A 25,389-nucleotide genomic window follows, 5' to 3' on the forward strand; every position below is an offset into this window, starting at 1 on the left:
GGGTCCCGGGAGAGTAGGACGTCGCCAAGCGAACAACCATAAAGACCGTTATTGAGCAATCGATAGCGGTCTTTTCCTATATGCAGATAACTTGGGGCTGTTCCCCATTGATCAGCGCTGAGTACGCTTCTACACATTTGGTGAGTTACTAAGACGGGTACTGGCTATGAAGTTGTACTGATTGGATGTTGCTACATTCTCCAAACAACAGATTCAAAAATCAAAAAGACGATCCCGGCAGGATCGCCTTTTTGATATCTATTTGAACTAACAATAAAATCATGACCGATGAAATTGCCCTCGCTTGCCAGCAAACAGCTTGTATCCTCATATACTTCATGCACGCTCTGTGTTCCCTCTGAAGTCGGTGACGATCCGTTCTAGGATAGTTGCCGCCCCTATGTACTTCCTTACTTAGTACACTTCATAACTTATGCTTCAACCACGTTCCTCTGTCCATAAGGAAGCACCGTAAGTGTAGCGCTGCTAGGGTTGCCATGTCGGATAAAACCGATGACAACCTGCTCGCCAGGCTTCATCGAGGTGACCTTATCTTCCAGCTCATCGTAACGGCGAATGACCTGACCGGCAGCACTCGTAATGATATCGCCTTCCTCCAAGACACCGTCTGCAGGTGTGTGGGCAATCACTTCAACGACTTTGACGCCCTCTATGCCGTCATTACGGTATGTATAATGATTCATGCCGATCCAGCTGGACCAGAAGGTGGAGCGGATATCTTGGTCAGTCTCCAGCACGCTCTTCATATTCCGCATGAATCGGTATGTACCAAAGGCCATGTTATCCATCATCATATACTCCCGCTCATTAGACCATAATCCTGTATACTCGATGCGGACCAAGGTGCCTTCTGTATGTGGTTCAATGGTCCAAATGGTAAGCTCCTGGTCTTCTCCCTTGAGCGTGAGTTTGCGGTAAGGGGTAAGCTCCTCAATCGTACCGGTGTAGGATACGCCCCAGCCGTAATCAAGGGCGATGTGACCGCCGACCTTCAGGTCGATCTCACAATGGCGAGTTTCCCATCGATTGCGTTCTTGTGGATCGGTCAATGCTTTCCATACACGCTCGGGTGTTGTACGGATGACAATTTCTCGCTTAACATGGTTGAAAATAGAGTCCATTCTTATGATTCCTCCTCAAGATATTGTTTAAGTCTGCTTAACTTATTCTCCAGAATAGAGCCAAGCTCTTGTTGAAGCTCCGCATACCCTCGCTGAAAATTCGGGGTATTCAATCGGTAGTAGCAATACTTGCCTTCTCTTCGTTCTAGTAACAGCTCCTCTTCGAGCAAGATGGCAAGATGCTTCTTTACGGCGGGCTGTGAGATATGGAATGCCTTCACGATCTCCAACTGAGGGAGCTCTCGATGAGCGACCATATTTAGGATTTTCCTTCGGATGGGATCGGAAATGGCGCGGTACATATCACTCATGATTGGAATCCCCCATCCCTTCAAAATATAACCTTTTGGTTATATGTATGGGTTAAGTATAATTTTCCAACCCATGGATGTCAATACGAAATATTAAACAAAAAATTAGGCTTTACAGAACCAAAACACTAGTGTACTATTTAACTATAACACCGATACAAAAAGGAGTGTAACTAATACATGAGCGGAAACGATTCAAATAAAAGGACAACGAATATAGAGAATGCCTCAGGGGAATGGGTTGATGGAATCAGTGGAACGGCCTCCACCAATAGGAAAGATGCCAAGAAAGGGCCCGTCGTGCTTACCGTCAATCAGGTCACCAAAACGATTGGCAAGAAGAACATCGTCGATGGGCTATCCTTTGATATTCATCGCGGTGAAATCGTTGGTTTGCTTGGACCGAACGGCGCGGGCAAAACAACAACCATTCGGATGATTGTAGGGTTAATCGAGATGACCCATGGCGATGTACAGGTAAAAGGGCACAGCATCAAGAAGGACTTCGTTCAAGCCGTCCGGCATATCGGGGGCATCATCGAGAATCCGGAATTCTATCCGTACATGAGCGGTTATGACAACCTGAGACAGTATCAGCGGATGTCTGAGGGAGTGACCATCACGAGAATTATGGAGGTGGTTAAGCTTGTTGGGCTCCAGGATGCCATCCACAAGAAGGTGCGCGCTTATTCCCTGGGAATGCGCCAACGGCTTGGAATAGCGCAGGCCTTGCTGCATAATCCATCCATCCTCATTCTTGACGAGCCGACGAACGGTCTGGATCCTGCCGGTATCCGCGAGATGCGGGATTACTTGAAGCAAATCGCCAAAGATGAGGGAATTGCGATTCTCGTATCCAGCCACCTGCTGTCGGAGATGGAACTGATGTGCAGCCGTGTGGTCGTTATCCAGGAGGGGAAATTCGTAACCGAGCGTTCTATCGGGGGGACAGTCGTTAATGAAGAATTTACTACAGTAAGCTTCCGCGTGAATGACGCGACCATGGCTGAACAAACGATTAGACATTTGCAAAACATCACATTGCGGAGCACCCAACTGGAGGAGGGAATCATTACCCTTCAACTTCAGGAAGAAGATATTCCTTCGCTGATCCAGTCACTGTGTGATGCACGGGTACGGATTTACCGGGTGGAAGAGATCAAATCGTCACTTGAAGAAGAATTCTTAAAATGGACAGGAGGCAACCGCATTGCGTAGCTTTGGAAATCTCGTCTGGAATGAATGGCTCAAAATGTTTAAGAAACGCAGCTTCTTCCTGCCATATGCGCTTTTGGCCGGAATGGTGGTCTTCACGGCGTTCTTGCTCTATAAGTTTTCCGGTGGGAGCAGTACCGGTTATGAATTTGCCGAGATAGCTGTAACAACCAAGGGAATGGGGCAAGTGCTGACCCTGCTTGCCATTGTCGTGACGGCAGGAGCCGTAGCGAAGGAACACAGTATGGGAACAATCAAATTGCTGCTTATACGTGCACAGAGCCGCACCAAAATTTTGGCATCGAAATATGTGGCTGTATTGATTTACATCTTAACACTGGTGGCCTTCATGTTTGCTGTAGCCGTGCTGACAGGTCAAATTACGTTTGGCATGGATGTCGGCTCCGTTACGCTTGGCGACGTGCTCATTGGAGCGGTGAACAACCTGGTGTATACGATCGTTTATGTAACGCTAACCTTTATGGTAGGCATTCTAACGAGATCTACCGGTCCTGCAATCGGCATCGGCATGTTTATGGTCATTATGGAAAGTATGGTGGTACAGCTGCTTGCGCGTTACTCCTGGTCTAAATACCTGCTGTTCCTGAACGTGGACCTTTCCATGTACAGCGGAGGCGCAAGCTCTCCGATTCCAGGCATGAGTTTAACATTCTCAATGATGATGCTCGCTGCATATCTCCTCTTGTTTCTTGCGATAGGCTTTGTTACGTTTAAAAAACGGGATGTCGCATAAGGGACCTGAGTTCGAGGTAGAGCGGCGGAAAGGAGCAACCCGACAGTGAGTATAGAATTCGACAATAATCTGCCGATCTATTTACAGATCATGACGTATTTAAAGAAAGAAATCATCATCGGCAAACTGCAGCCCGGTGATAAAATCCCATCGGTTCGAGAATTAGCGAGTGAGCTTCAAATAAATCCAAACACGGTGCAGCGAACTTTTCAGGAATTGGAGCGTGAGGGTATTGTGGAGACGCGGCGGGGATTGGGCCGATACGTAACAAGCGAGGAATCGAAAATCATGGAAATCAAAAAAGAAATGGCCGGCGATCTGCTGGAACGGTTTATACGCGGCATGCAGGAGCTCGGCTTTAAAGATCAGGATATCATTACGATCGTGGAAGATGCTGTGAAGCAGCCATGATCCAAAAAGCGGAGGTGAGACCATAGTGGAAAATCTGTTACAGGTAAAGAACGTGACCAAAACGTATGCCGGCGGCCGCAGAGCATTACATGATGTTAATCTGGATATTAACGGTGGAAAAATCATTGGTTTGCTTGGCACCAACGGCAGCGGAAAGAGTACGCTTATGAAAATAGCCGCTGGGTTGATCCAGCCCACAACGGGCGGCGCTTACGTGAATGGCAAACCGGTAGGCCTGGAAACGAAAGCCGTCGTTTCCTTTATGCCGGATCGGCCCGTGACGGAATCCTGGATGAAGGTATCGGATGCGGTGGCATATTTTAAAGATTTTTATGAGGACTTTAATGTGGATAAGGCACGAAACATGCTGGAATTCATGAATTTAAAGACCCATGACCGCATCAGTTCCTTATCCAAAGGAATGAATGAGCGCCTGCAGTTATCATTGGCCTTGTCCCGTGAAGCGCAGCTGTATATGCTGGATGAGCCGATTGGCGGAGTGGATCCGGTAGCCCGGGGCAAAATTTTGGATGCGATTGTGGAGTTCTACAACGAAGACAGCAGCATTATCATTTCAACCCATTTGGTCCGGGATATTGAGCGGATATTTGATGAAGTGATCTTTATTCGGGGCGGCGAAGTCGTTATGCATGACGAAGTTGAGAACATCCGCCTAAAACACGGAAAAAGTGTGGATGAGATGTTTAAAGAGGTGTATGCGGAATGATAAAACTGTTCAAATACGACTGGAAGAGAAATTCGACGACGCTGCTCGGCGCCTTCGCGATCCTTCTCATCGTTCAGATTGCGATCACGGTAGCAGGCTCGATAAGAGATTGGGAGCTTGGAATAATGCTGGGTCTAAGCATGCTGGCTTATGGCTCCGTGAGTGTATTGCTTCTTGTGGTCACTGGCAAGAACTTCGGCTTTAACATAAAGGCATATCACCGACGTTTACTTCCCGTACATTCCGTGTGGAATGTGGTTTCATCACTTTTACTGGCATGTGTAAGCTTGCTGGTACTTGGGATATTGATGGCTCTGCATTTATGGTACTACTTGAACGCAGCGGACATTTGGGAATATATCAATTTCGCTGATGTTCCCGTTTCGTATTATGTCGGGCTTGCCCTGCTGATGGTATGGAAATTCATCTATTTGATGATTGCGATATTTTTTGCAATTACCGTGTCCAGGAGTATCACGAAGAAGGGCAGTACATGGATCGGCATTCTGGTGTTTTTCGTGTTGCAATACGTGCTTGGCTGGCTTAGCCAAATGCTTTTCGGAGAAGATGCAGCGTGGGCCGGTCCTATGGCTAGCATTTCGTTTTATGAGAAAGAGGCAGACCTTACGGTATCGACCGTGCCATATACATTAGCTTGGGGGGCGCTTGCTTTTGAAGTGATATTGGCCGCGTTGATCGTGTATGCAACGGTTTACCTCATCGACCGGAAGGTTGAGGTTTAACCAAAAGAGATACTTGGAATCCGGAAGACAAATGATTAAGGTTTAGACTATGACGAACAAAGAGACTGCCTATCGAGGGCAGTTTTTTTGCGTATGGAAGGAGATAACAGGGGCAAGACAGAACTAGAACCCTACCCATAGCCTTCCTGAGCAAGAGTGGAACCCTCCATTAGATCCTATGAAAAGGGGATAAATACAGAAATGCGATATAAACATTATAACGTTATATTCACGTAGCGTTCGTTCTGTGCTATGCTATAACCACGACGCTCAACTTACACAATGTAAACCGACGGGATAAGAGGATCCAAGGCTGGTCCGGCAAGGCTGAAGGAGTGAAGCTATGAAGATATTGGAACAGCGTTTTATTATACGCAATGTAAAGACGGTCCATGATGATGAACCTTTTGACATTGTCATGGAGAACGGGTTCATAACCGAAATAACGGATGCGAACACGGCCGAGGGTGCCAACAGTTTTGATGGTACGGGTCTATATGTGTCCAGCGGCTGGATCGATATGCATGTCCATGCGGTCGCCAAGCTGGAGCCTTACGGAGATGCCATCGACGAAATCGGCGTTAAGCAAGGGGTTGCCACCATAATCGACGCAGGGAGCTGCGGCGCGGATACGATTGGAGAACTGGCAGCCGAGGTTGCAAGGTCCAAGACGAATGTGTTTGCTTTTCTGAATATTTCGCATATCGGTCTGCAGCGGGTCGACGAGTTGTCCAGTCTAGAATGGATCGATGCCGAGAAGGCAACAAAGGCGGTAAACACGTATCCGGATCTGATCATTGGACTCAAGGCCAGAATCAGCAAAAGCGTCGTCAGGGACAATGGGGTAGAACCGCTTCGACTCGCAAGAAAATTATCGGAGAAAACGTCACTGCCGCTAATGGTACATATCGGGTCAGGGCCACCTCCGATTGAGGAAGTATTGGAGCTGCTTCAGAAAGACGACATTATTACTCATTATTTGAACGGCAAAGCCAACAATTTATTTGATTCGGACGGGAAGCCGATCCCTGCCCTGGTGGAAGCGATAGCTCGCGGCGTTCATCTGGACGTGGGCCATGGAACGGCAAGCTTCTCGTTCTTGGTGGCAGAGTATGCCAAGGCCCAAGGGATTAAGCCGGACACGATCAGCACCGATATTTATCGCGGGAATCGCATCCATGGCCCGGTCTACAGCCTGGCTAATGTCATGACGAAGTTCCTGTATTTGGGGTACAGCCTGCAGGAGGTGGTCTCAGCGGTAACGGACCATGCAGCAGGATGGTTGCGCCGTCCGGAGCTTGGCCGAATTCAAGCCGGCGATGCCGCTCACCTGACGCTGTTTGCCCTGCAGCAGGGCGCTATGAGTTTAACGGATTCCGAAGGGGAGACCCGAATCGCTGATCGATATATCGAAGCCAGAGGAGTGGTAGTCAATGGATCATTCATTACATGCTAAATACGGGTTGAAACGCGTGGTTAATGCCAGCGGGCGCATGAGTATTCTTGGCGTATCGGCGCCGACGGATACCGTCATGGAAGCGATGCGGATCGGCGGGCAGAGTTACGTGGAAATCGCGGATCTGGTAGATAAGGCGGGGGATTACATGGCGCGCATCCTTGGTTCCGAGGCTGCGGTCGTTGTCAATTCCGCTTCCAGCGGAATCGCGCTTTCCGTGGCTGGAATCGTTACCGAAGGCAAGCGCAGACGCAGTGACCGACTGCACCAGGAGCCAATCGTGAAGAACGAGATTATCATGTTTAAGGGACATAATGTGCAGTATGGTGCACCTGTCGAAACGATGGTTTATCTCGGGGGCGGCAAGGTCGTTGAAGTTGGGTATGCCAACGAAGGGCGCAAGGAGCATATCGCAGAAGCGATTAATGAGCGTACAGCCGCCATTTTGTATGTGAAATCCCATCACTGCGTACAGAAAAATATGATTTCGGTGGAAGAAGCGGCAGAAGTGGCCCAGGCACACGGACTTCCGCTGATTATCGATGCTGCTGCCGAAGAGGATATCCAGAAGTATGTGAAATACGGGGACCTGGCCATATACAGCGGATCCAAGGCAATTGAAGGCCCGACCTCCGGCATTGTCGGCGGCAAACGTCAATACGTCGAGTGGGTAAAAGCGCAGCTTCATGGTATTGGGCGCAGCATGAAGGTAGGCAAGGAAACGACGTTTGGACTGCTTCAGGCGCTGGATGAGTATATGGCGAAGGAAGATAAGAGTGAGCAGGAGAAAGCGGCACTGGAGGAAATGAAATCCTTATCGAAATTGCCGGGCATTGAGGTAACCATTGTTCAGGACGAAGCGGGAAGGGCGATCTTCCGGGGGCGCGTGAAAGTCGATGAAAATGCGGCCGGGGTCAGTGCCAAGTCCATGAACGATCAGCTTCGCGAAGGCGATATTGCTGTATACACCAGGGATTACGGCGTTCGCCAGGGGTATTTTGATATTGATCCTCGCTCGCTTTCCGGGGATGATTTGCAAGTCATTATAACGAGAATACAGCAGATTGCAGGGGGAAACTAAGATGGCAAATATGGAGAAACGTCTTTACAGAAATCGCGCGGCATTGAACGTACTTGCAGGCAGCATTCAGAACGCGAAGGAAATTTTTGAAGCTTCGGAAGGGCATGTGCTGGTCGGCGTATTGTCCAAAAATTACCCGAACGCACAAGAGGCCGTTATTGCGATGAAGGAGTACGGGTCCGTTATCGAAGATGCGGTATCGATTGGATTGGGTGCCGGGGATAACCGCCAAGCTGCGGTGGTTGCCGAGATAGTGAAGAGCTATCCGGGCACGCATATCAATCAGGTGTTCCCGGCAGTCGGTGCTACACGTGCCAATCTGGATGGCAAAGAAAGCTGGATTAACAGCCTCGTGTCCCCTTCGGGTCAAGTGGGTTACGTGAATATCTCAACCGGACCGGTGAGCGCTGCCGGATCGGACAAAGCCATCGTACCTGTAAAAGCGGCTATCGCGCTTGTGCGCGATATGGGCGGTAACGCACTGAAGTACTTCCCGATGCAGGGCTTGAAGCTGGAGGATGAGTACCGCGCGGTAGCGAAGGCGTGTGCGGAGGAAGGATTCGCGCTTGAACCAACCGGGGGGATTGATAAAGAGAATTTTGAAGCCATCGTGCGCATCGCATTCGAAGCGGGAGTGCAGCAGGTCATCCCGCACGTGTACTCCTCGATTATCGACTCGGCAAGCGGAGATACAATCATTAGCGATGTTCAAGAGCTGCATCGCAAGCTAAAAGCGCTGGTTGATCAATATGCCTAAGACGATTGCCGCATATGGCGAAGTGATGATGCGTCTTCAAGTACCGGGATATGCTTCCTTGGCTCAAGAGAGCCATCTGAATTACTCTTTTTCCGGCACGGGGGTAAACATCGCCTCGGCTGTGGCAAGGTTCGGTCATAACGGTTATCTGGTCAGCACGCTGCCGGATAACCCGCTTGGCGAAGCGGCGGTTTCCTACCTGCGCAAGCTTGGCATTGATACTTCGCTCATTAGCCGCGGAGGCAAATATGTTGGCATGTACTTTCTGGAGAATGGCTTTGGTGTCAGACCCGGACGCGTGACCTATACGGACCGGCTGGGCAGCAGCTTTAACACGGCAGAGGATGCCATGTACGATTTCGGTGCGATTGCCCAAAAGATAGACATGATCCATTTTTGCGGCATAACTCTTTCCATGAATGACACGGTACGAGGTCAAATGAAGACACTGGCTCGTGAAGTTAAGGCTAACGGGGGAACCGTTGTGTTCGATTGCAATTATCGTCCCTCTTTATGGGGGACAGACCGCTATGCGTTTGCCAAGCCGCACTATGAGGAAATGCTGTCACTTGCGGATATCGCCTTTATGAATGAGAAGGATGCTATCTATATCCTTGGCATGGAGACGACCCTTGAGGATCGGAACGAACAGCTGCAGGAGTTGATTCCGAAGGTGGCAGCGAAGTATAATATTACGGTTGCGTCGGGTACCCACCGCAAGATCAACGGGGATAACACCCATTCCCTGCAAGGCTATCTCTACACGGATGGAGCGTTTCATTTTTCCAAAACGTTGACGTTTTCCGTTCACGATCGTATCGGCGCGGGTGATGCTTACGCCAGCGGGGTGATCCACGGGATCTCGGAGGGTTATGAACCGAATCGGACGGTTGATTTTGCCGCAGCTGCGGCGATGCTTGCCCATACCGTAACAGGGGATACGCCGACGGCGAACGAACGCGAAGTGCTTCAGGCAATGAGTCATCATATGTCTGACGTGGAAAGGTAGGAGAAGCATGTCGATCACGCGGAAGAACGGTCCGTTATACTTGCAAATCAAGAAGATCATAAAAGATCGGATTCTGCATGGGGAATATCCACTCGGCTCCCATATTCCTTCCGAGCCGCAGCTGGAGCAGGAATTTAACGTTAGCAAAATGACGGTCCGCAATGCGATCCAAGAGTTGTATCAGGAAGGGTATGTAGAGAAGCGGAGCGGGGTAGGAACGATTGTGACCCGGAATACTTCCTTCTCCAAGCTTTCCAAAGGCAAGCTGTTTACCGAGATTCTGGTCGAAGAAGGACACCAGATTCGGAAGCGTCACCTGAAGACGGAATGGGTGCTTAATGAGCCGGACAGCGAACTGTTTTTAAAATTCGGGGAGCGGTGCCTGCTTATTGAACGATTGTATTTACTGGACGGGAATCCTTTTATTTACTACACTCACTACGTGTCATCCCAAGTGGATATGGGTGAAGAGTTCGGTTCCACCGAACTACCGTCTCTCTATGACCGCATCGAGGAAAGTCAAATTACGCTGGAGAATTTCCGCGACCGTTTCCTGGCAACCGTGGCAAATGAAGAGACTGCCTCCTTGCTTGAAGTAAGTGTAGGCTCTCCGTTACTGAAGCGGCTCAGAACCTCTTATGACGGGACAGGCAGCATCATTGAATACAGCATCGGTTTTTACAATACGGAGCTGCAGCACTACTTGATCAGTTATGACGCTTAAAGCTTGATACGATATAGGATTATGATATGGAGAAGTGGTCTTGTAACCGGTTTTCACCGGTATGGGGGCTGCTTCTTTTTTGTTGCCCTTTGTATGAATTGTTCTTGAAGAAGAGGCTATAAGCGATCAAAGAACTGGGTACAATAAGAATAAAGGCAAAGCGCGATAAATTGAGAAGTACCTCTTGGCAAAATGAAAAAATGTGCTATAATGAGATCAAAGTCAAAGAAAGTCAAAGTCAACGAGAGGGTTCGCTGGTTTTGATTATGGTTAAAATTAACGTATAAGCAAGGCTCTGTGCGGACGTGTAAGATCACTATCCGTCTTAACGTTTCAAACAGTGGAGGATGAACAGACCAATGCGTAATATCTCTGATATTATCGAACAATACCTGAAGAGCATACTGCAGGAAAGTCCGGAGGGTACCGTTGAAATTCAACGCAACGATCTGGCGGAGCAATTTTCTTGCGTTCCTTCCCAGATTAACTACGTGATCAGTACACGGTTTACGCTGGAGAAGGGCTTTCTTGTCGAGAGCAAGCGCGGCGGGGGCGGGTACATACGCATCCAACGTATCGAGCTTCCCCAGCATACTGCACTCCAGCAGCATCTTCATCATACCATTGGCAGCATGATTGACCAGACGGTGGCTGAAGGATTGATTTACCAGCTGGAGGAGTCCCGTTTTTTAACGAAGCGGGAGGCCAGCCTGATGCGGGCCGCCGTTTCAAGGGAGTGCCTGAATGTGAAGCTTCCTTATCGGGATGAGCTGCGTGCAAGGATTATGAAGGCGATGCTTATTTCTTTATTAGGTAAGTGAGTCTGTGTAAGGGGGCATCGGATTATGATATGCCAAGAATGCGGTAAACGGCCGGCGACACTTCATTTCACCAAAATTGTGAACGGGGAGAAAACGGAGTTTCATTTTTGTGAAACCTGTGCCCGCGAAAAAGGGGAATTGATCCCCGGTACGTCGAATGGTTTTTCTATACACAGTTTGTTGTCAGGTCTTCTGGATCTGGATCCTTCAGGCAAGGGCCAGAGCCCCGGCGCAAAAATGGCCCAGACGCTGCAGTGCGAAGAATGCGGTATGACGTATTCCCAGTTCAGCAAGCTTGGCCGGTTCGGCTGCAGCTCGTGTTATAAATATTTTTCGGATCGATTGGATCCATTGTTTAAGCGGGTCCATGGGGGAACATCCCATGTCGGTAAAGTGCCGAAGCGTACCGGTGGCCGGATTCAGATCAAACGCCAAATTGATGAGCTTAAGAAGGAGCTTCAAATTCGGATCGTGCAGGAGGAGTTTGAATCGGCTGCCGAGATCCGGGACCAAATTCGTGAGCTGGAGCGGAATATGGCTCAGGGATAAGATTGTAAGATTTTGCACTTTAGTAGGAGGAATGCGTGATGTCTAATCTCCGGTTTACCGATTCGGCGCTGAGCGAGTGGATGCGCGGAAACGGTCAGGATTCCGACATTGTCATCAGCACCCGTGTCAGGGTGGCGCGCAATCTGCAGCATCTTCCTTTCCCGCTGCTGGCAACGGATCAGCAGTCAGGAGAAGTGCTAGAGCGCCTGACGAATGTGTTGAAGAATAAGGACGATTTGCAGGATTTCGGGGATTTACATGTAATTAAATTAAGTGAGATTGATGAGCTGGATAAGAAGGTTCTTGTTGAGAAGCATCTGATCAGTCCCAATCTGGCGAATGAATCCCGAAACGGTGCAGTCATCCTTACGGAAGATGAATCCGTCAGCATTATGATCAATGAAGAGGATCACCTGCGCATACAGTGTTTATATCCCGGATTTCAGGTTCGTGAGGCATGGGCACGCGCCACGGCGCTGGATGATGTTTTTGAATCCGAGATCGATTATGCATTTGATGATAAGCGAGGTTATCTTACCAGTTGTCCGACTAATGTCGGAACCGGCCTTCGCGCATCGGTCATGATGCATCTGCCTGCTCTTGTTATGACACAGCAGATTAACCGGATTCTCTCGGCTGTATCGCAGGTAGGCTTAACTGTAAGAGGGATTTACGGCGAAGGCAGCGAAGCATTAGGCAACCTGTTTCAAATCTCGAATCAGATCACGCTCGGTCAAACCGAGTCGGAGATCATTGAGAATCTGCACAGCGTCGCCCTGCAAATCATCGAGCATGAGAAGAATGCCAGAGCCCGGCTCTTGGGTGAATCCAAGCTCCGGATTACGGATCGGGTTATGCGCTCCTATGGCATACTGTCCTATGCGGCGGTGATGGATTCCAAGGAAGCGGCCCAGCGGTTGTCCGATGTTCGGCTTGGTGTGGATCTCGGCCTTCTGGAAGGTCCGGAAATCCCGGTCATGAATGAACTGAATGTGAAGACGCAGCCGGGCTTTCTGCAGAAGACCTATGGAGAGGGCATGACTCCTTCCGAACGCGACATGTACAGGGCTAAGCTCATCAGAGAAACATTGGGTAACCATTAAGGATCTATACTCGTTTTACAGTTGGATGACGGTTTAAGCGTCCCATTGCTGACGATACACCGAAATCCGCGAGGTTCAATATATTAATTGAAACGTGGAGGTGCAATACTATGATGTTTGGCAGATTTACGGAACGTGCACAAAAGGTGCTTGCATTGGCTCAGGAAGAAGCGGTACGACTGGGGCACAACAATATCGGCACAGAACATATCCTGCTAGGACTTATTCGTGAAGGAGACGGCATTGCAGCCAAAGCGCTGATCGGACTTGGACTTGGTCTTGAGAAAATTCAGGATGAAGTCGAAACATTAATCGGACGCGGACAGGAGCAGCCTACCAACATTGCCTATACGCCAAGAGCGAAAAAGGTGATTGAGCTCTCCATGGACGAAGCTCGTAAGCTTGGTCATACCTACGTAGGTACGGAGCATATTCTGCTGGGGCTGATTCGTGAAGGTGAGGGGGTTGCCGCACGCGTGCTGAACAACCTGGGCATTAGCCTGAACAAAGCCCGCCAGCAAGTGCTGCAGCTGCTCGGCAGCAGCGAAGCGGTATCGAGCCATCATGGCACGCCGCAAAACGTAAGCACGCCTACACTGGACAGTCTCGCTCGCGATCTGACCGCCATTGCCAAAGAAGGCAACCTGGATCCGGTCATTGGACGCAGCAAAGAAATTGAGCGCGTGATTCAGGTACTAAGCCGCCGTACGAAGAACAACCCGGTGCTGATTGGTGAACCAGGGGTAGGTAAGACGGCGATTGCAGAAGGCCTGGCACAACGCATCATTAACAATGAAATTCCGGAGACACTGCGTGACAAACGCGTCATGACGCTGGATATGGGCTCAGTTGTTGCTGGAACCAAATACCGAGGCGAGTTTGAGGATCGCTTGAAAAAAATCATGGATGAGATTCGTCAAGCGGGCAACATCGTTCTGTTCATCGATGAGCTGCATACCTTGATCGGTGCAGGCGGTGCAGAAGGCGCCATTGACGCTTCCAACATTCTTAAGCCATCATTGGCACGCGGAGAACTTCAGTGCATCGGGGCAACCACACTGGACGAATACCGCAAATATATTGAAAAAGATGCTGCCCTCGAGCGTCGTTTCCAACCGATCACGGTGGACCAACCGTCGCCTGAGGAAGCCATTCAGATTCTGTATGGACTGCGTGACCGTTATGAAGCGCATCACCGCGTGAAAATTACGGATGAAGCGATCGAGCAGGCTGTGAAATTGTCCGACCGCTACATTACGGACCGCTTCCTACCGGATAAAGCGATTGATCTGATTGACGAGGCTGGTTCAAAAGTTCGCCTTCATACGTATACCATACCGCCTAATCTGAAAGATCAGGAAGCGCATCTGGAGGACATCCGCAAAGAGAAAGACGCAGCTGTCCAAAGCCAGGAATTCGAGAAGGCTGCAGCGCTGCGCGATACGGAGCAGAAGCTGCGCGAAGAACTAGAAATCACGAAGAATCAATGGAAAGAAAAACAAGGACGTACCGATTCCGAGGTAACGCCGGAGGATATCGCCGACGTTGTCGCCAACTGGACGGGTATTCCTGTAAATAAACTGAAAGAAGAAGAGACCGAGCGTCTTCTGAATCTGGAAGAAATCCTCCACAGCCGCGTGATCGGTCAAGAGGAAGCGGTCAAAGCGGTCAGCCGTGCGGTTCGCCGTGCACGTGCAGGCTTGAAAGATCCGAAGCGTCCAATGGGCTCCTTCATCTTCCTGGGTCCTACAGGGGTAGGTAAAACTGAGCTGGCACGCGCTCTTGCTGAAGCGATGTTCGGAGATGAGAATGCGGTTGTGCGGATCGATATGTCCGAGTACATGGAGAAGCACTCCACGTCACGTCTCGTCGGAGCGCCTCCGGGATATGTAGGTTACGAGGAAGGCGGTCAGCTGACCGAGAAAGTACGCCGCAAGCCATATTCCGTTGTCCTGCTCGACGAAATCGAGAAGGCGCATCCTGAGGTATTCAACATCCTGCTTCAAGTGCTGGAAGATGGACGCTTGACCGATTCCAAGGGCCGCGTGGTGGACTTCCGGAACACCCTGATCATCCTGACCTCCAACGTGGGAGCGGAAGCGATCAAGAAAAACTCTACGCTAGGATTTACTGCGGTGACGGATGCAGGTCGCGATTATAACAACATGAAAGGCAAAGTGATGGATGAGCTCAAGAAGAGCTTCCGTCCGGAGTTCTTGAACCGGATTGACGAGATCATCGTATTCCACTCTCTGGAAGAGAAACACATTGCCGAAATCGTGACATTGATGTCCGACGAACTGCGCAAGCGTCTGAAGGAATTCGAGGTGCATTTCGAGCTCACAGACAAAGCGAAGGCCTTCATTGCGAAGGAAGGATATGATCCGGCCTTCGGTGCCCGCCCGCTGCGCCGGGCTATCCAGAAGCACATCGAGGATCGTCTCTCGGAGGAGCTGCTGAAAGGTACTGTGGCCAAGGGTGATTCGCTCACCATTGATGAAGCAAACGGCGAGCTGGTTGTACACAAGAACGAGAGCGTCACTGCCGCATCAGCCGAAACTGAATAAGTTGGTATGCCCGCCCCGCTGGATTTAAATCCGGCGGGGTTTTTGATTTTGAGATTAATGGAAGATGAAGGTTTTGTATGGGGCAGAAACTTGGATGCTCAGAAGTTATGTAAATGAAATGAGCAATGCTGTTTAAATCGGTAAATTAATTAGGCATAGGGATGATTAGCGAATAAGGAGAACAGATCCTCATGTATCAACCTAGCGGAGAGGACGGAATCGTTCTGAAGAAGCGACAGCGTTCGCCTTTAAAACCGGGAAACCACCATGATTCCAATTCCAGTTTCCTGGTTTTAACAGCGATCGTAAGAACGATCCGGCAGCGAAGCGGACACGTATGGTTTACATGTACTTATGTTTGATAAATTGCATCAAAATAATGTGGATCTTCCCCCAATCCTTCAAATTTGAAACAAATCCTTCTCATCCCGCGTAAAGTTTCCAATTAACCTTTACGTTGAATTATAAGAAATGGTAAACTTTGAGTAATGCCTGATTTTGCAGGGTTTTACGGAATCCGACAAATGATGTGCGACATAAAGGAGACTCACATGGCAAAAACTAAAACGAAATTTTTCTGTACCGAGTGCGGCTATGAAGCGCCCAAATGGTTCGGAAAATGTCCTGGCTGCCAATCATGGAATTCCATGGTAGAGGAGACCGAGACGGTAATCAAGACGCAGGGGATGAATTCCCCTCTTTTTCATAGTAAAGAAAAACCCCTTTCGATCATAAATATAGAAAGCGGTAAAGAACCCAGAATCCAGACGGGCATTGCGGAATTGAACCGTGTGCTCGGAGGCGGGCTTGTCCCAGGTTCACTTGTGTTAGTCGGCGGTGATCCCGGCATCGGCAAATCCACGCTGCTGCTGCAAGCCTCCAATCGATTGGCCCAGAACGGTATTCGCGTTCTGTACATTTCCGGTGAGGAATCCGTACGCCAGACCAAACTGCGTGCAGATCGGCTCGGGGCGCTGTCCCCGGAGCTGTATGTCCTATGTGAAACCAATCTCGAATCGATTGAGGAAGCCATTGAGAACGTAAAGCCTGGTTTTGTTGTCATTGATTCCATTCAGACGGTGTATTTGCCGGAGGTAACCAGTGCGCCGGGCAGCGTTTCCCAGGTACGGGAGTGTACGGCACGCTTCATGCGATTGGCGAAGGTGAAGGGCATAGCGACCGTCCTGGTCGGTCATGTGACCAAGGAAGGCGCTATTGCAGGCCCAAGGATGCTGGAGCACATGGTGGACTGTGTGCTTTATTTTGAAGGAGAGCGTCACCATACTTACCGTTTGCTTCGTGCGGTAAAGAACCGTTTCGGTTCGACGAATGAGATTGGCATTTTTGAGATGGGTGAGGATGGACTTCGGGAAGTCGGGAATCCATCCGAACTGTTTTTATCTGAACGGCCTTTAGGTGTAGCGGGTTCAACCGTTGTTGCAAGCATGGAGGGAACTCGCCCGGTTCTGGTCGAGCTGCAGGCGCTCATCTCCACCACCCACTTCCCGTCACCGCGCCGGATGGGCACAGGGGTGGACCACCACCGCATGAATCTAATCATTGCCGTGCTGGAGAAACGGATGGGTATGTACCTGCAAACCCAAGACGCCTATCTGAACGTAGCGGGCGGCGTGAAGCTCGACGAACCTGCGGTGGATCTGGCTATAGCGGTCAGCATAGCGTCCAGCTTCCGCGACATTCCGACCAAGCCGTATGACGTTATTTTTGGCGAGGTGGGTTTGACCGGTGAGGTTCGGGCCGTTTCAAGAGCGGAGCAGAGGGTAAGAGAAGCCGAGAAGCTGGGTTTTAAGCGCGTACTCATGCCGGAGAAGAGTTTGAAGGGATGGAAGCATCCGAAAGGAATACAAATTATAGGAGTAAACACCGTTGCAGATGCATTAGCGGTTGCGTTAGATTAGGGGGCATACGAAGGTGAAAGAAACGAGCCAACTGGACAAAATGAATGATTTGCTAAAGCTGGTAGCACCGGGAACGCCGTTTCGCGACGGACTGGAGAACGTGCTGCGGGCGAAGACGGGCGCCCTGATCGTTGTAGGCTACAGCCCGGAGGTAATGGAAGTTGTCGACGGCGGCTTCTCCATTAACTGCGATTTTTCGCCAAACTATTTATACGAACTGGCCAAGATGGACGGCGCCATCATCCTGAGTGAAGACTTGAAACGAATCTTATATGCGAATACCCAGCTGATTCCGGATTCCTCGATCTCTTCCATCGAGACAGGGATACGGCACAGAACAGCGGAGCGGGTAGCGAAACAGACAGGCAAGCTGGTTGTGTCCATCTCGCAGCGCCGAAACATCATTACGCTGTATCAAGGATCGCTGCGGTATGCATTAAAGGAAATCGGCGTTATCCTAACCAAGGCCAATCAGGCTATACAGACCTTGGAGCGATACCGTGTGGTGCTTAATCAATCGCTCACCAACCTCTCGGCATCTGAATTTGAAGAACTGGTTACCATTCCGGAAGTTGTGAATGTGATACAGCGCGTCGAGATGGTGCTCCGCATCAAGAAGGAGATCAAGCGTTATATCAACGAGCTCGGTAACGAAGGCCGCTTGATCAGCATGCAGATGGATGAGCTTGTGAGCAATATGGAGGAAGAGGCTTGGCTGCTGTATGCGGACTATGCCCGGGAGTACAGCGAGGAGAAGATCCGCGAGATCATTCTCGCGCTGAAGCGTTCAACGGATGAGGAGCTGCTGGACATTCATCATATTGTAAGGCTTCTTGGTTATCCGGCTTCCGCCGCTGCATCGGAGGAAGAAATACTGCCGCGTGGTTACCGAATTTTGAACAAAATCCCTCGCCTGCCGAATGTGATCGTTCGTAATCTGGTAGATCAGTTCCATGATTTATCCAGCATTATGACCGCTTCCATCCATGAACTTGATGAAGTGGACGGGATTGGCGAAGTTCGCGCACGCACCATTAAAGAAGGTCTGAAGCGATTGCAAGAACAAGTATTCATTGACAGACAAATCTAAAAGACCTACAATCGATGTTCGTACGTAACATTAATGAGGTGAATAAAAAATGACGAAATCAATTCCGAACATGTTTACTTTAGGTAATCTGTTTCTCGGAATGATTGGTATCATCTTGGCGACGGAAGGTCGAACGAGTATGGCGGCTATTATGATTATCATTGCCATGCTCCTTGACGGACTGGACGGTCGGGTAGCTCGGGCGTTAAATGCCCAAAGCGAGCTCGGTAAGGAACTTGACTCATTATCCGATGTAATTTCATTTGGCGTAGCACCGGCACTCATTATGTATACCGTAGCGTTTACGGATATTAATACAGCATTGGCTTGGACAGTGACCGCCATATTTCCGATGTGCGGCGCACTGCGTCTTGCAAGATTTAATGTTCGTCCGGGCATACCGGGATATTTTATCGGCCTGCCGATCCCCGCTGCGGGAGGTGTGCTGGCAACCTTGGCGTTATTCCATGAAGAGATTACAGCAACTTATATGATCATTGCCGTACTTCTGCTTTCTTATCTCATGGTTAGCGCAGTCAAATACCCGAACTTCAAGAAGATTGGCATTCCGAAAACAGCGATTAAATTTACGCCGCTCGTCATCATTGGCGCAGTCATGGTTGCCGTGTTCTTACCAGAGCAGACCTCCAAGCTGATATTCTTGCCATTGGTCCTGTATGCAGGTTATGGCTTGCAGCAGAATTTCCGCAGGCTGAACCGCAAAAAACGTCGCAAAAAAGATGATCCCAATTCAGATGAGGCCTATCAATCCTCTGACCGATAAGCCGGATTCGGACATATCTCCAAATAAAAAGCATTTATTTCCCTGCTAGCGCAGCGAGATAAATGCTTTTTTTGTATGCATGGAGTGCCTTGCCGTTACGAACCGTCATCATGGTAACGGTCTTACGACAGGTTGAAAATACCCAATGTGGAGCATTTCTGCGACTCCTTGACAACAACCTCATCCAGTTGAATGTCCAGAAGATTCGCAAGGGCAGACATATAAAATAGGTTGCGGCCAAGCTCGGTGCTTACCGCTTCACGGCAATTCTCGCACAGATGGCCTTCGACGTGCGTGCCGGCTAATTCCCGGGCTGATTCGAGATCAGCACCGATATCGAAGGTTTGCTTCGTAGCGTGGAGCTCGATGCATCCGCATTCTGTGATGGCCTTGGTTACGGCCCGGTTGACTGAAGCATTGCTTTGACCATTTTTAGACAGAACATCCAAGAGACTGCGGTGACGGAGCAACAATTCGGAAACTTGGTCCTGAAAAGCCTGTAAACTAGGAGCGCTCATTTATACATCCACCTCGATATTATGAATTGAGTTCATTATATTCCACTACTTCAGGCGATTTCAACCAATTTCAGGTGTCTGCAGGCGGTCAATTCCATTTGTGAGGTTGATGTCAGTACACGTCAAAGCCTGATGGGGGTAGGCGAAACCGGTAGAATATGGGGATATGGAAATATTATAAAAAAACGTCAATCGATGCACTTCAACAGAAGAGACACCGCGTTTTTGAGGATGTTTATCTTGCGATTATCCAATTTATTGGGTTCCACCGAAAAACGTTACATTCGATAATCTTAAAAAAAGATGGGTCGGCACGATTACGACTTTATAAATTGGACCATACTGGAAAATAGAAGCAAAGATATTCAGGTATAAAAAGGAGGTGTGCGGAAGCTCATGTTAAAAAAAGCTATTTTAGCATTTACAGTATTATGCGGAGCATGGGGCGGGTATACGTTATATCATACAATGGAACGGTCTTTCTCAGGGCTCTCGCCTATTTTTGGACAAGGTTTATTTGCAGCGGGAAGCGGAGCCTTCGCGGTGCTTGGAGGATTATTGTTTGGCATGATCGGCGTGCTGTCAGCGGATCGGGTCACGAGATGGCTGCACAGCCTGATCACTTCGTTCTCCCGGATTCCGATGAATGAGCTGGCTGCGGGTACAGCGGGACTGTTGAGCGGCCTGCTGCTGTCGCTATTGCTGTCACCGGGGTTGTCCTTGCTTGGACAAGCGGGGCAGCTGCTGCAGGTTGGCATTACGCTGCTCGGCGGTTACATCGGGTTTCGCATTGGACTGGAGAAGAAGGATGAATTGGCGTCCTTGTGGATGTCGGGCAAGTGGAGCCAAGCCGCTGAGCCTGAGGGCCGGCGCATAGAGGAACATAAGATTTTGGATACGAGTGTCATTATTGACGGGAGAATTGCGGATATTTGCAAGACCGGATTTATCGAAGGAACGATTGTCATTCCTGAGTTTGTCCTGGAGGAGCTTCAGCATATTGCGGATTCTTCGGACCTTCTTAAGCGAAATCGCGGCCGGCGCGGCCTTGATATTTTGAACAAAATCCAGAAAGAACTGGACGTCAAGGTACTCATTTATGAAGGCGACTTTGAGGAAATATCCGAGGTCGACAGCAAGCTGGTGAAGCTGGCCAAAGTGCTTCAAGGCAAAGTGGTCACCAATGATTTTAACTTGAATAAGGTTTGTGAGCTGCAGGGTGTGTCGGTCTTGAACATTAATGATCTCGCTAACGCGGTCAAACCGGTGGTCCTGCCAGGGGAAGAAATTCTGGTACAGATTATCAAGGACGGCAAGGAGCATGGTCAAGGCGTTGCGTATCTGGATGACGGCACGATGATCGTCGTGGAGGGCGGTCGCGAGTACATCGGCACGATGATGGAAGTGCTCGTTACCAGCGTACTGCAAACCTCGGCGGGCCGAATGATCTTTGCAAAACCAAAACTGTTGGAAAAAGCCCAGTAAAGGGGTATGATGGGGATATACATATCCGCTATTCGTCCGTTTGGGGCGTGTTGGGTGAGACAGGAGTTTGGTGCTTGATGAGTAACTTTGGCGCTGTCATTGTAGCGGCGGGAAAAGGAACGAGGATGGGTACCCGGGAGAGCAAGCAGTACCTGGCTCTGAACGGAAAGCCCATTATCGTTCATACGCTTGAAGCATTCAGCCGGATACCATGGCTGCAGGAAATTGTGCTTGTGACGGGGATGGAGGATGTCCCTCGCTGCGAATCCTGGATACAGGAATACGGTTTGGGCAAGGTGTCCGCTGTAATCCCTGGGGGAAGCGAGAGGCAACAGTCCGTATACCAAGGCATCAAGCAAATTTCTTCAGAATGGGTAATGATACATGACGGCGTAAGGCCGTTTGTAACGCAAGAGGAGATTGAAGCCTGCCGCGATGCGGCAATCCGCGAGGGCGCCTCGGTACTTGGGGTTCCCGTGAAGGATACGATTAAACAGGTGAACGGTAAGGGGCAGATTACAGGCACCCCGGACCGTCAAAGTCTGTGGGCCGTTCAGACCCCACAGGCTTTTCGTCTTTCCGACCTGCTGTCCGCCCATGAGGCAGCGGCGAAGGATGGGTTTACAGGCACCGACGATGCCATGCTGATGGAGCGGGCAGGACATCCGGTAACCGTGGTGGAGGGGAAATACAGCAATATTAAAATCACCACGCCGGAGGATCTGGAATATGCGGCTTTTTTACAGAAACGTAAGGGAGAGGACATGGAATGATTCGAGTAGGACATGGGTTTGACGTACATCAGCTTGTAGAAGGAAGGCCGTGCATCATCGGAGGCGTCACGATTCCTTATGAGAAAGGGCTTCTCGGGCACTCCGACGCCGACGTGCTGCTGCACGCCGTAACGGACGCGATCCTGGGGGCGCTTGGGCTCGGCGACATTGGGCGCCACTTTCCCGATAACGATCCTGCCTTTAAAGACGCCGACAGCCTGAAGCTCTTGGAGCAGGTATGGGTCATGGCCAAGGAACGCGGGTATACACTTGGTAATATCGATTCCACGATTATTGCGCAGAAGCCAAAGATGGCACCCTATATTCCGCAGATGGCGGAAGTGATCGCCAAAGCGCTGGATGCTGAGGTGGATCAGGTGAACGTGAAGGCGACCACTACCGAGCAGCTCGGGTTTACCGGCAGGGGCGAAGGAATCGCCGCGCAATCGGTTGTCTGCCTCGTAAAAGGTGTGCTATCATCTTGAAGTATGTGTTCAATAAGGGGATTTTTTGAGCTAGGAATCTTGAAATAATAGGGAAGCGGAGGGGTTTACAATGACCGGAGAAGTCCGCGTGCGCTATGCACCGAGTCCAACGGGACATTTACATATCGGCAATGCCAGAACGGCATTATTCAATTATTTATTCGCCCGCAAGAATAACGGGAAATTCATTATCCGTATCGAGGATACTGATGTAAAACGCAACGTAGAAGGCGGAGAGCAAAGCCAGCTGAAATACTTGAAGTGGCTGGGCATGGACTGGGATGAAAGCGTGGATGTCGGGGGCGAGTACGGGCCTTATCGCCAGACTGAGCGTCTTGATATTTATAAACAATATTGGCAGGACCTTCTGGATCGCGGGCTTGCCTACCGCTGCTATTGCACGGAAGAAGAGCTGGAGCAGGAGCGGGAAGAGCAGATGGCTCGCGGCGAAACGCCGCGCTATTCCGGGAAGCACCGGGAGTTGACGGAAGAGCAGCGTCAGGCGTTTGAGGCTGAAGGCCGTGTGGCCAGCATCCGCTTCCGCGTTCCGGAAGACCGTATCTACACATTCGATGATATGGTGAAGGGTACGATTTCGTTTAACAGCAAAGAGACGGGCGACTTCGTTATCGTCAAAAAAGACGGCATTCCTACCTACAATTTCGCGGTAGCCTTAGACGATCATCTGATGAAGATCAGCCATGTGCTCCGCGGGGAGGATCATATCTCCAATACGCCGCGCCAGCTGATGATCTATGAAGCCTTCGGGTGGGAGCCGCCTCAGTTCGGACATATGACCCTGATCGTGGGCGAAGATCATAAGAAGCTGAGCAAGCGTAATGAATCGATCATCCAGTTCATCGAGCAGTATGACCAGCTTGGCTATTTGCCTGAAGCGCTGTTCAACTTCATCTCGCTGCTAGGCTGGTCTCCGGAAGGGGAAGAGGAAGTGTTCTCCCAAGAGCAGCTGATCTCGATCTTCGATGAGCATCGTCTGTCCAAGAGCCCGGCGGTATTCGATACGAACAAGCTGGCTCACCTGAACAACACGTATATCAAGAACGCGGATCCGGATCGGATCGCCGATTTAGCCATTCCGCATCTGCAAAAAGCCAGCCGCTTGCCGTCCGAGCTTACGGCCGAGCAAGAGGAATGGGCACGCGCGCTCGTGGCGCTCTATCAGGAGCAGCTGACGGCGGCTTCGGATATCGTGGATCTGTCGGAAGTGTTCTTCCGTACGCATTTGGAGCTGGATGCCGAAGGGATTGAAGTGATGGGCGGCGAGCAGGTACCAGTCGTATTGTCGGCATTCCTTGCGAAGATCGAGCAGACGGATGAGTTTAACGCTCCGAAGATTGCGGCGCTGATCAAGGAAGTTCAGAAGGAGACCGGATTTAAGGGCAAACAGCTCTTTATGCCGATCCGCGTAGCCTTGACGGGACAAACCCATGGCCGCGACCTGAACCAGACGATCTGGCTGCTTGGCAGGGATCGCGTGCTTGACCGTTTGCGTTCTCAGATCAAAGGCGCATAATTCGGGCGGCTTCCTCGATAAACGTTCCTTGTCAGCCCGTATATCATCAGTTATAATTACACCAAACTATAAGTGAAATATTCTTTGATCTAGGGTTTTATTAAATGGGGCATTTACTCATACAGGGAAGCAGCGGAGAGGACGGAATTGTGCTGGAGAAGCGAAGCGTTCGCCTTTGTTTTCGGATTTCAACTATGTAGATTTACGTTCAAGAAATCTGAAAACAACAGCGATCGAAGGCACGATCCGTCGGCGCAGCGTCTCTAGTGAGCAACGCGGTCATTTATGAAGCCTAGGTCAACAAATATAAAACGTATAAAAGCTACGATCAGGAGAAGTACGCGTAAAACAGGCACGTTCCAGAGAGGACAATCGGCAGAAGACAAGGACCACTTGAATTTGCCGGCTGAGAGTTGTCCCGTCGCCTGCAGCGGAAATGCACCTGTGAGCTGCATGGTTGAAGCGAACACAATCGTTAGATCATGCCGGTCGTCTGCCGTTAATGACATGAAGAGAATCGGTAGAATCCGTCCCTGACGAAGGGAGGAAGTTTGTGCCGGTTCTAAGCAGAGTGGAACCGCGGTCTAGCGCCTCTGCAGCGATAAGCTGCAGGGGCGTTTTTTTATTTACAGGAATAACGATGGATAGCAAGTTGCATGCGCGATTGGAAGAGGGGAAAGAGGGAGCGTTCATGTTTAAACAGATGAAATCGGATATTCGGACAGTGTTCGAGAATGACCCGGCTGCCCGGGGACTTTTTGAAGTGGTATTCACCTACTCGGGGCTTCACGCACTGTGGGCGCACCGGGTAGCTCATGCATTATTTAAGCGGCGATGGTATACGCTGGCCCGGTTGATATCCCAGTTCAGCCGGTTTATGACAGGGATCGAGATTCATCCGGGAGCCCGTATCGGGCAGCGGCTGTTCATTGACCACGGGATGGGGGTTGTCATTGGAGAGACCTGTGAGATTGGGGATGACGTGGTGATCTACCAGGGGGTTACGCTTGGAGGAACCGGTAAGGAAAAAGGCAAGCGGCACCCGACCATCGGCAACAATGTGGTCATCGGATCGGGGGCGAAAGTGCTAGGTTCCTTTACGATTGGGGATAACTGTAACATTGGTTCCAATGCAGTCGTATTAAGACCTGTTCCCCAAAACAGCACCGTTGTCGGCAATCCAGGAAAAATCGTGAAACAGAACGGGGAGCGGGTGCGCGACCGGCTGGATCACACGAATCTGCCCGATCCGATTGTTGATATGCTCCGCTCGATGCAGAAGGAGATCGATCAGCTCCGGGCGGAGCTTCATGAGAGCAAACGAAACCAGCCTAAAGGCATGGTATCCGAGGCCGTTGTGACTTCGGCCAAAGAAGAGTAAGCCCGTAAGCCGTGAAGGAACAATAAGCGATGGAATGAAAGGATTGAGAT

The 25,389-nt window shown here is 50.1% G+C and carries 26 protein-coding genes; 23 read left to right on the top strand and 3 right to left on the bottom strand.

The window, feature by feature from the left end; translation table 11 throughout:
• Nucleotides 1-431: 431 nt before the first annotated feature.
• Together M4D81_RS30650 and M4D81_RS30655 are read right to left on the bottom strand one after the other, a co-directional pair.
• Nucleotides 432-1,142, bottom strand: coding sequence for an SRPBCC family protein (locus tag M4D81_RS30650; protein WP_260069216.1), 711 nt, complete (start codon nt 1,140-1,142; stop codon nt 432-434).
• Between the two features lie 2 nt (nt 1,143-1,144).
• Nucleotides 1,145-1,453: a metalloregulator ArsR/SmtB family transcription factor gene (locus M4D81_RS30655; RefSeq protein WP_260069217.1), complete on the bottom strand. Its 309-nt coding sequence runs from the start codon at nt 1,451-1,453 to the stop codon at nt 1,145-1,147.
• Nucleotides 1,454-1,633: 180 nt separating this feature from the next.
• Here M4D81_RS30655 and M4D81_RS30660 point away from each other — a divergent pair, with 180 nt between their 5' ends.
• The 18 genes from M4D81_RS30660 (at nt 1,634) to pssA (ending at nt 19,163) form a co-directional block, all read left to right on the top strand.
• Entirely contained in the window at nt 1,634-2,671 is a 1,038-nt protein-coding gene (locus tag M4D81_RS30660) for an ABC transporter ATP-binding protein (RefSeq protein WP_260069218.1), read from the top strand.
• On the top strand, nt 2,664-3,422 hold the full coding sequence (locus M4D81_RS30665) for an ABC transporter permease (protein ID WP_260069219.1): 759 nt from the start codon (nt 2,664-2,666) through the stop codon (nt 3,420-3,422). The genes M4D81_RS30660 and M4D81_RS30665 overlap by 8 nt, the downstream gene beginning before the upstream one ends.
• Nucleotides 3,423-3,467: 45 nt before the next feature.
• On the top strand, nt 3,468-3,833 hold the full coding sequence (locus tag M4D81_RS30670) for a GntR family transcriptional regulator (RefSeq protein ID WP_260069220.1): 366 nt from the start codon (nt 3,468-3,470) through the stop codon (nt 3,831-3,833).
• A 25-nt stretch (nt 3,834-3,858) separates the two neighbouring features.
• On the top strand, nt 3,859-4,560 hold the full coding sequence (locus M4D81_RS30675) for an ABC transporter ATP-binding protein (RefSeq protein WP_201259395.1): 702 nt from the start codon (nt 3,859-3,861) through the stop codon (nt 4,558-4,560).
• Nucleotides 4,557-5,303, top strand: coding sequence for a hypothetical protein (locus M4D81_RS30680; protein ID WP_071221048.1), 747 nt, complete (start codon nt 4,557-4,559; stop codon nt 5,301-5,303). The genes M4D81_RS30675 and M4D81_RS30680 overlap by 4 nt, the downstream gene beginning before the upstream one ends.
• Nucleotides 5,304-5,655: 352 nt before the next feature.
• Nucleotides 5,656-6,759: an amidohydrolase/deacetylase family metallohydrolase gene (locus M4D81_RS30685; RefSeq protein WP_260069239.1), complete on the top strand. Its 1,104-nt coding sequence runs from the start codon at nt 5,656-5,658 to the stop codon at nt 6,757-6,759.
• The gene (locus tag M4D81_RS30690) at nt 6,737-7,840 is read left to right on the top strand and encodes a DgaE family pyridoxal phosphate-dependent ammonia lyase (RefSeq protein ID WP_260069221.1); all 1,104 of its coding nucleotides are present in this window, start codon (nt 6,737-6,739) and stop codon (nt 7,838-7,840) included. The genes M4D81_RS30685 and M4D81_RS30690 overlap by 23 nt, the downstream gene beginning before the upstream one ends.
• 1 nt (nt 7,841) lies before the next feature.
• Nucleotides 7,842-8,597 carry a 2-dehydro-3-deoxy-phosphogluconate aldolase gene (dagF, locus tag M4D81_RS30695; protein ID WP_260069222.1) on the top strand — a complete coding sequence of 252 codons (756 nt, stop codon included), beginning with the start codon at nt 7,842-7,844 and terminating at the stop codon, nt 8,595-8,597.
• Nucleotides 8,590-9,606, top strand: coding sequence for a sugar kinase (locus tag M4D81_RS30700; protein ID WP_260069223.1), 1,017 nt, complete (start codon nt 8,590-8,592; stop codon nt 9,604-9,606). Before dagF ends, M4D81_RS30700 begins: the two co-directional genes overlap by 8 nt.
• 7 nt (nt 9,607-9,613) lie before the next feature.
• Nucleotides 9,614-10,330, top strand: coding sequence for a GntR family transcriptional regulator (locus M4D81_RS30705; RefSeq protein WP_260069224.1), 717 nt, complete (start codon nt 9,614-9,616; stop codon nt 10,328-10,330).
• A gap of 359 nt (nt 10,331-10,689) precedes the next feature.
• Complete coding sequence (locus M4D81_RS30710; protein WP_009594675.1) at nt 10,690-11,151, top strand: CtsR family transcriptional regulator; 462 nt, start codon at nt 10,690-10,692, stop codon at nt 11,149-11,151.
• A gap of 24 nt (nt 11,152-11,175) precedes the next feature.
• Nucleotides 11,176-11,700 (top strand): protein-arginine kinase activator protein McsA, encoded by a 525-nt coding sequence (gene mcsA, locus M4D81_RS30715; RefSeq protein WP_071221041.1) that lies wholly within the window; start codon nt 11,176-11,178, stop codon nt 11,698-11,700.
• Nucleotides 11,701-11,738: 38 nt separating this feature from the next.
• Nucleotides 11,739-12,803, top strand: coding sequence for a protein-arginine kinase McsB (mcsB, locus tag M4D81_RS30720; protein ID WP_071221040.1), 1,065 nt, complete (start codon nt 11,739-11,741; stop codon nt 12,801-12,803).
• A gap of 110 nt (nt 12,804-12,913) precedes the next feature.
• Entirely contained in the window at nt 12,914-15,370 is a 2,457-nt protein-coding gene (gene clpC, locus M4D81_RS30725) for an ATP-dependent protease ATP-binding subunit ClpC (RefSeq protein WP_216535499.1), read from the top strand.
• A gap of 191 nt (nt 15,371-15,561) precedes the next feature.
• Nucleotides 15,562-15,732: a hypothetical protein gene (locus M4D81_RS30730; RefSeq protein ID WP_162487596.1), complete on the top strand. Its 171-nt coding sequence runs from the start codon at nt 15,562-15,564 to the stop codon at nt 15,730-15,732.
• Between the two features lie 189 nt (nt 15,733-15,921).
• Nucleotides 15,922-17,289, top strand: coding sequence for a DNA repair protein RadA (gene radA, locus M4D81_RS30735; protein ID WP_071221038.1), 1,368 nt, complete (start codon nt 15,922-15,924; stop codon nt 17,287-17,289).
• A 13-nt stretch (nt 17,290-17,302) separates the two neighbouring features.
• On the top strand, nt 17,303-18,379 hold the full coding sequence (disA, locus tag M4D81_RS30740) for a DNA integrity scanning diadenylate cyclase DisA (RefSeq protein WP_071221037.1): 1,077 nt from the start codon (nt 17,303-17,305) through the stop codon (nt 18,377-18,379).
• Between the two features lie 49 nt (nt 18,380-18,428).
• Nucleotides 18,429-19,163, top strand: coding sequence for a CDP-diacylglycerol--serine O-phosphatidyltransferase (pssA, locus tag M4D81_RS30745; RefSeq protein WP_071221036.1), 735 nt, complete (start codon nt 18,429-18,431; stop codon nt 19,161-19,163).
• A 122-nt stretch (nt 19,164-19,285) separates the two neighbouring features.
• Here pssA and M4D81_RS30750 read toward each other — a convergent pair whose 3' ends face one another.
• On the bottom strand, nt 19,286-19,681 hold the full coding sequence (locus tag M4D81_RS30750; protein WP_071221035.1) for a nucleoside triphosphate pyrophosphohydrolase family protein: 396 nt from the start codon (nt 19,679-19,681) through the stop codon (nt 19,286-19,288).
• Nucleotides 19,682-20,077: 396 nt separating this feature from the next.
• Between M4D81_RS30750 and M4D81_RS30755 the strand changes: the two genes are divergently transcribed.
• The 5 genes from M4D81_RS30755 (at nt 20,078) to cysE (ending at nt 25,339) form a co-directional block, all read left to right on the top strand.
• Nucleotides 20,078-21,166 (top strand): PIN/TRAM domain-containing protein, encoded by a 1,089-nt coding sequence (locus tag M4D81_RS30755; protein ID WP_071221034.1) that lies wholly within the window; start codon nt 20,078-20,080, stop codon nt 21,164-21,166.
• Nucleotides 21,167-21,243: 77 nt separating this feature from the next.
• Nucleotides 21,244-21,939, top strand: a complete 696-nt coding sequence (gene ispD / locus M4D81_RS30760) for a 2-C-methyl-D-erythritol 4-phosphate cytidylyltransferase (protein WP_260069225.1) — start codon at nt 21,244-21,246, stop codon at nt 21,937-21,939.
• The gene (ispF, locus tag M4D81_RS30765; protein ID WP_216535502.1) at nt 21,936-22,424 is read left to right on the top strand and encodes a 2-C-methyl-D-erythritol 2,4-cyclodiphosphate synthase; all 489 of its coding nucleotides are present in this window, start codon (nt 21,936-21,938) and stop codon (nt 22,422-22,424) included. Before ispD ends, ispF begins: the two co-directional genes overlap by 4 nt.
• 70 nt (nt 22,425-22,494) lie before the next feature.
• On the top strand, nt 22,495-23,958 hold the full coding sequence (gltX, locus tag M4D81_RS30770; protein WP_071221031.1) for a glutamate--tRNA ligase: 1,464 nt from the start codon (nt 22,495-22,497) through the stop codon (nt 23,956-23,958).
• 691 nt (nt 23,959-24,649) lie between these two features.
• Nucleotides 24,650-25,339, top strand: coding sequence for a serine O-acetyltransferase (cysE, locus tag M4D81_RS30775; protein WP_260069226.1), 690 nt, complete (start codon nt 24,650-24,652; stop codon nt 25,337-25,339).
• Nucleotides 25,340-25,389: the final 50 nt, after the last annotated feature.

It is taken from the genome of Paenibacillus sp. p3-SID867, assembly GCF_025142895.1.
Classification (GTDB): domain Bacteria; phylum Bacillota; class Bacilli; order Paenibacillales; family Paenibacillaceae; genus Paenibacillus_AQ.

What these genes read in the sequence shown, in the direction of transcription:
- M4D81_RS30650 (WP_260069216.1), bottom strand. Translation starts at nt 1,142, where the DNA reads ATGGACTCTATTTTCAACCATGTTAAGCGAGAAATTGTCATCCGTACA.
- M4D81_RS30655 (WP_260069217.1), bottom strand. Translation starts at nt 1,453, where the DNA reads ATGAGTGATATGTACCGCGCCATTTCCGATCCCATCCGAAGGAAAATC.
- M4D81_RS30660 (WP_260069218.1), top strand. Translation starts at nt 1,634, where the DNA reads ATGAGCGGAAACGATTCAAATAAAAGGACAACGAATATAGAGAATGCC.
- M4D81_RS30680 (WP_071221048.1), top strand. Translation starts at nt 4,557, where the DNA reads ATGATAAAACTGTTCAAATACGACTGGAAGAGAAATTCGACGACGCTG.
- M4D81_RS30690 (WP_260069221.1), top strand. Translation starts at nt 6,737, where the DNA reads ATGGATCATTCATTACATGCTAAATACGGGTTGAAACGCGTGGTTAAT.
- dagF (WP_260069222.1), top strand. Translation starts at nt 7,842, where the DNA reads ATGGCAAATATGGAGAAACGTCTTTACAGAAATCGCGCGGCATTGAAC.
- M4D81_RS30700 (WP_260069223.1), top strand. Translation starts at nt 8,590, where the DNA reads ATGCCTAAGACGATTGCCGCATATGGCGAAGTGATGATGCGTCTTCAA.
- M4D81_RS30705 (WP_260069224.1), top strand. Translation starts at nt 9,614, where the DNA reads ATGTCGATCACGCGGAAGAACGGTCCGTTATACTTGCAAATCAAGAAG.
- M4D81_RS30710 (WP_009594675.1), top strand. Translation starts at nt 10,690, where the DNA reads ATGCGTAATATCTCTGATATTATCGAACAATACCTGAAGAGCATACTG.
- mcsA (WP_071221041.1), top strand. Translation starts at nt 11,176, where the DNA reads ATGATATGCCAAGAATGCGGTAAACGGCCGGCGACACTTCATTTCACC.
- mcsB (WP_071221040.1), top strand. Translation starts at nt 11,739, where the DNA reads ATGTCTAATCTCCGGTTTACCGATTCGGCGCTGAGCGAGTGGATGCGC.
- clpC (WP_216535499.1), top strand. Translation starts at nt 12,914, where the DNA reads ATGATGTTTGGCAGATTTACGGAACGTGCACAAAAGGTGCTTGCATTG.
- M4D81_RS30730 (WP_162487596.1), top strand. Translation starts at nt 15,562, where the DNA reads ATGTATCAACCTAGCGGAGAGGACGGAATCGTTCTGAAGAAGCGACAG.
- radA (WP_071221038.1), top strand. Translation starts at nt 15,922, where the DNA reads ATGGCAAAAACTAAAACGAAATTTTTCTGTACCGAGTGCGGCTATGAA.
- pssA (WP_071221036.1), top strand. Translation starts at nt 18,429, where the DNA reads ATGACGAAATCAATTCCGAACATGTTTACTTTAGGTAATCTGTTTCTC.
- M4D81_RS30750 (WP_071221035.1), bottom strand. Translation starts at nt 19,681, where the DNA reads ATGAGCGCTCCTAGTTTACAGGCTTTTCAGGACCAAGTTTCCGAATTG.
- M4D81_RS30755 (WP_071221034.1), top strand. Translation starts at nt 20,078, where the DNA reads ATGTTAAAAAAAGCTATTTTAGCATTTACAGTATTATGCGGAGCATGG.
- ispD (WP_260069225.1), top strand. Translation starts at nt 21,244, where the DNA reads ATGAGTAACTTTGGCGCTGTCATTGTAGCGGCGGGAAAAGGAACGAGG.
- ispF (WP_216535502.1), top strand. Translation starts at nt 21,936, where the DNA reads ATGATTCGAGTAGGACATGGGTTTGACGTACATCAGCTTGTAGAAGGA.
- gltX (WP_071221031.1), top strand. Translation starts at nt 22,495, where the DNA reads ATGACCGGAGAAGTCCGCGTGCGCTATGCACCGAGTCCAACGGGACAT.
- cysE (WP_260069226.1), top strand. Translation starts at nt 24,650, where the DNA reads ATGTTTAAACAGATGAAATCGGATATTCGGACAGTGTTCGAGAATGAC.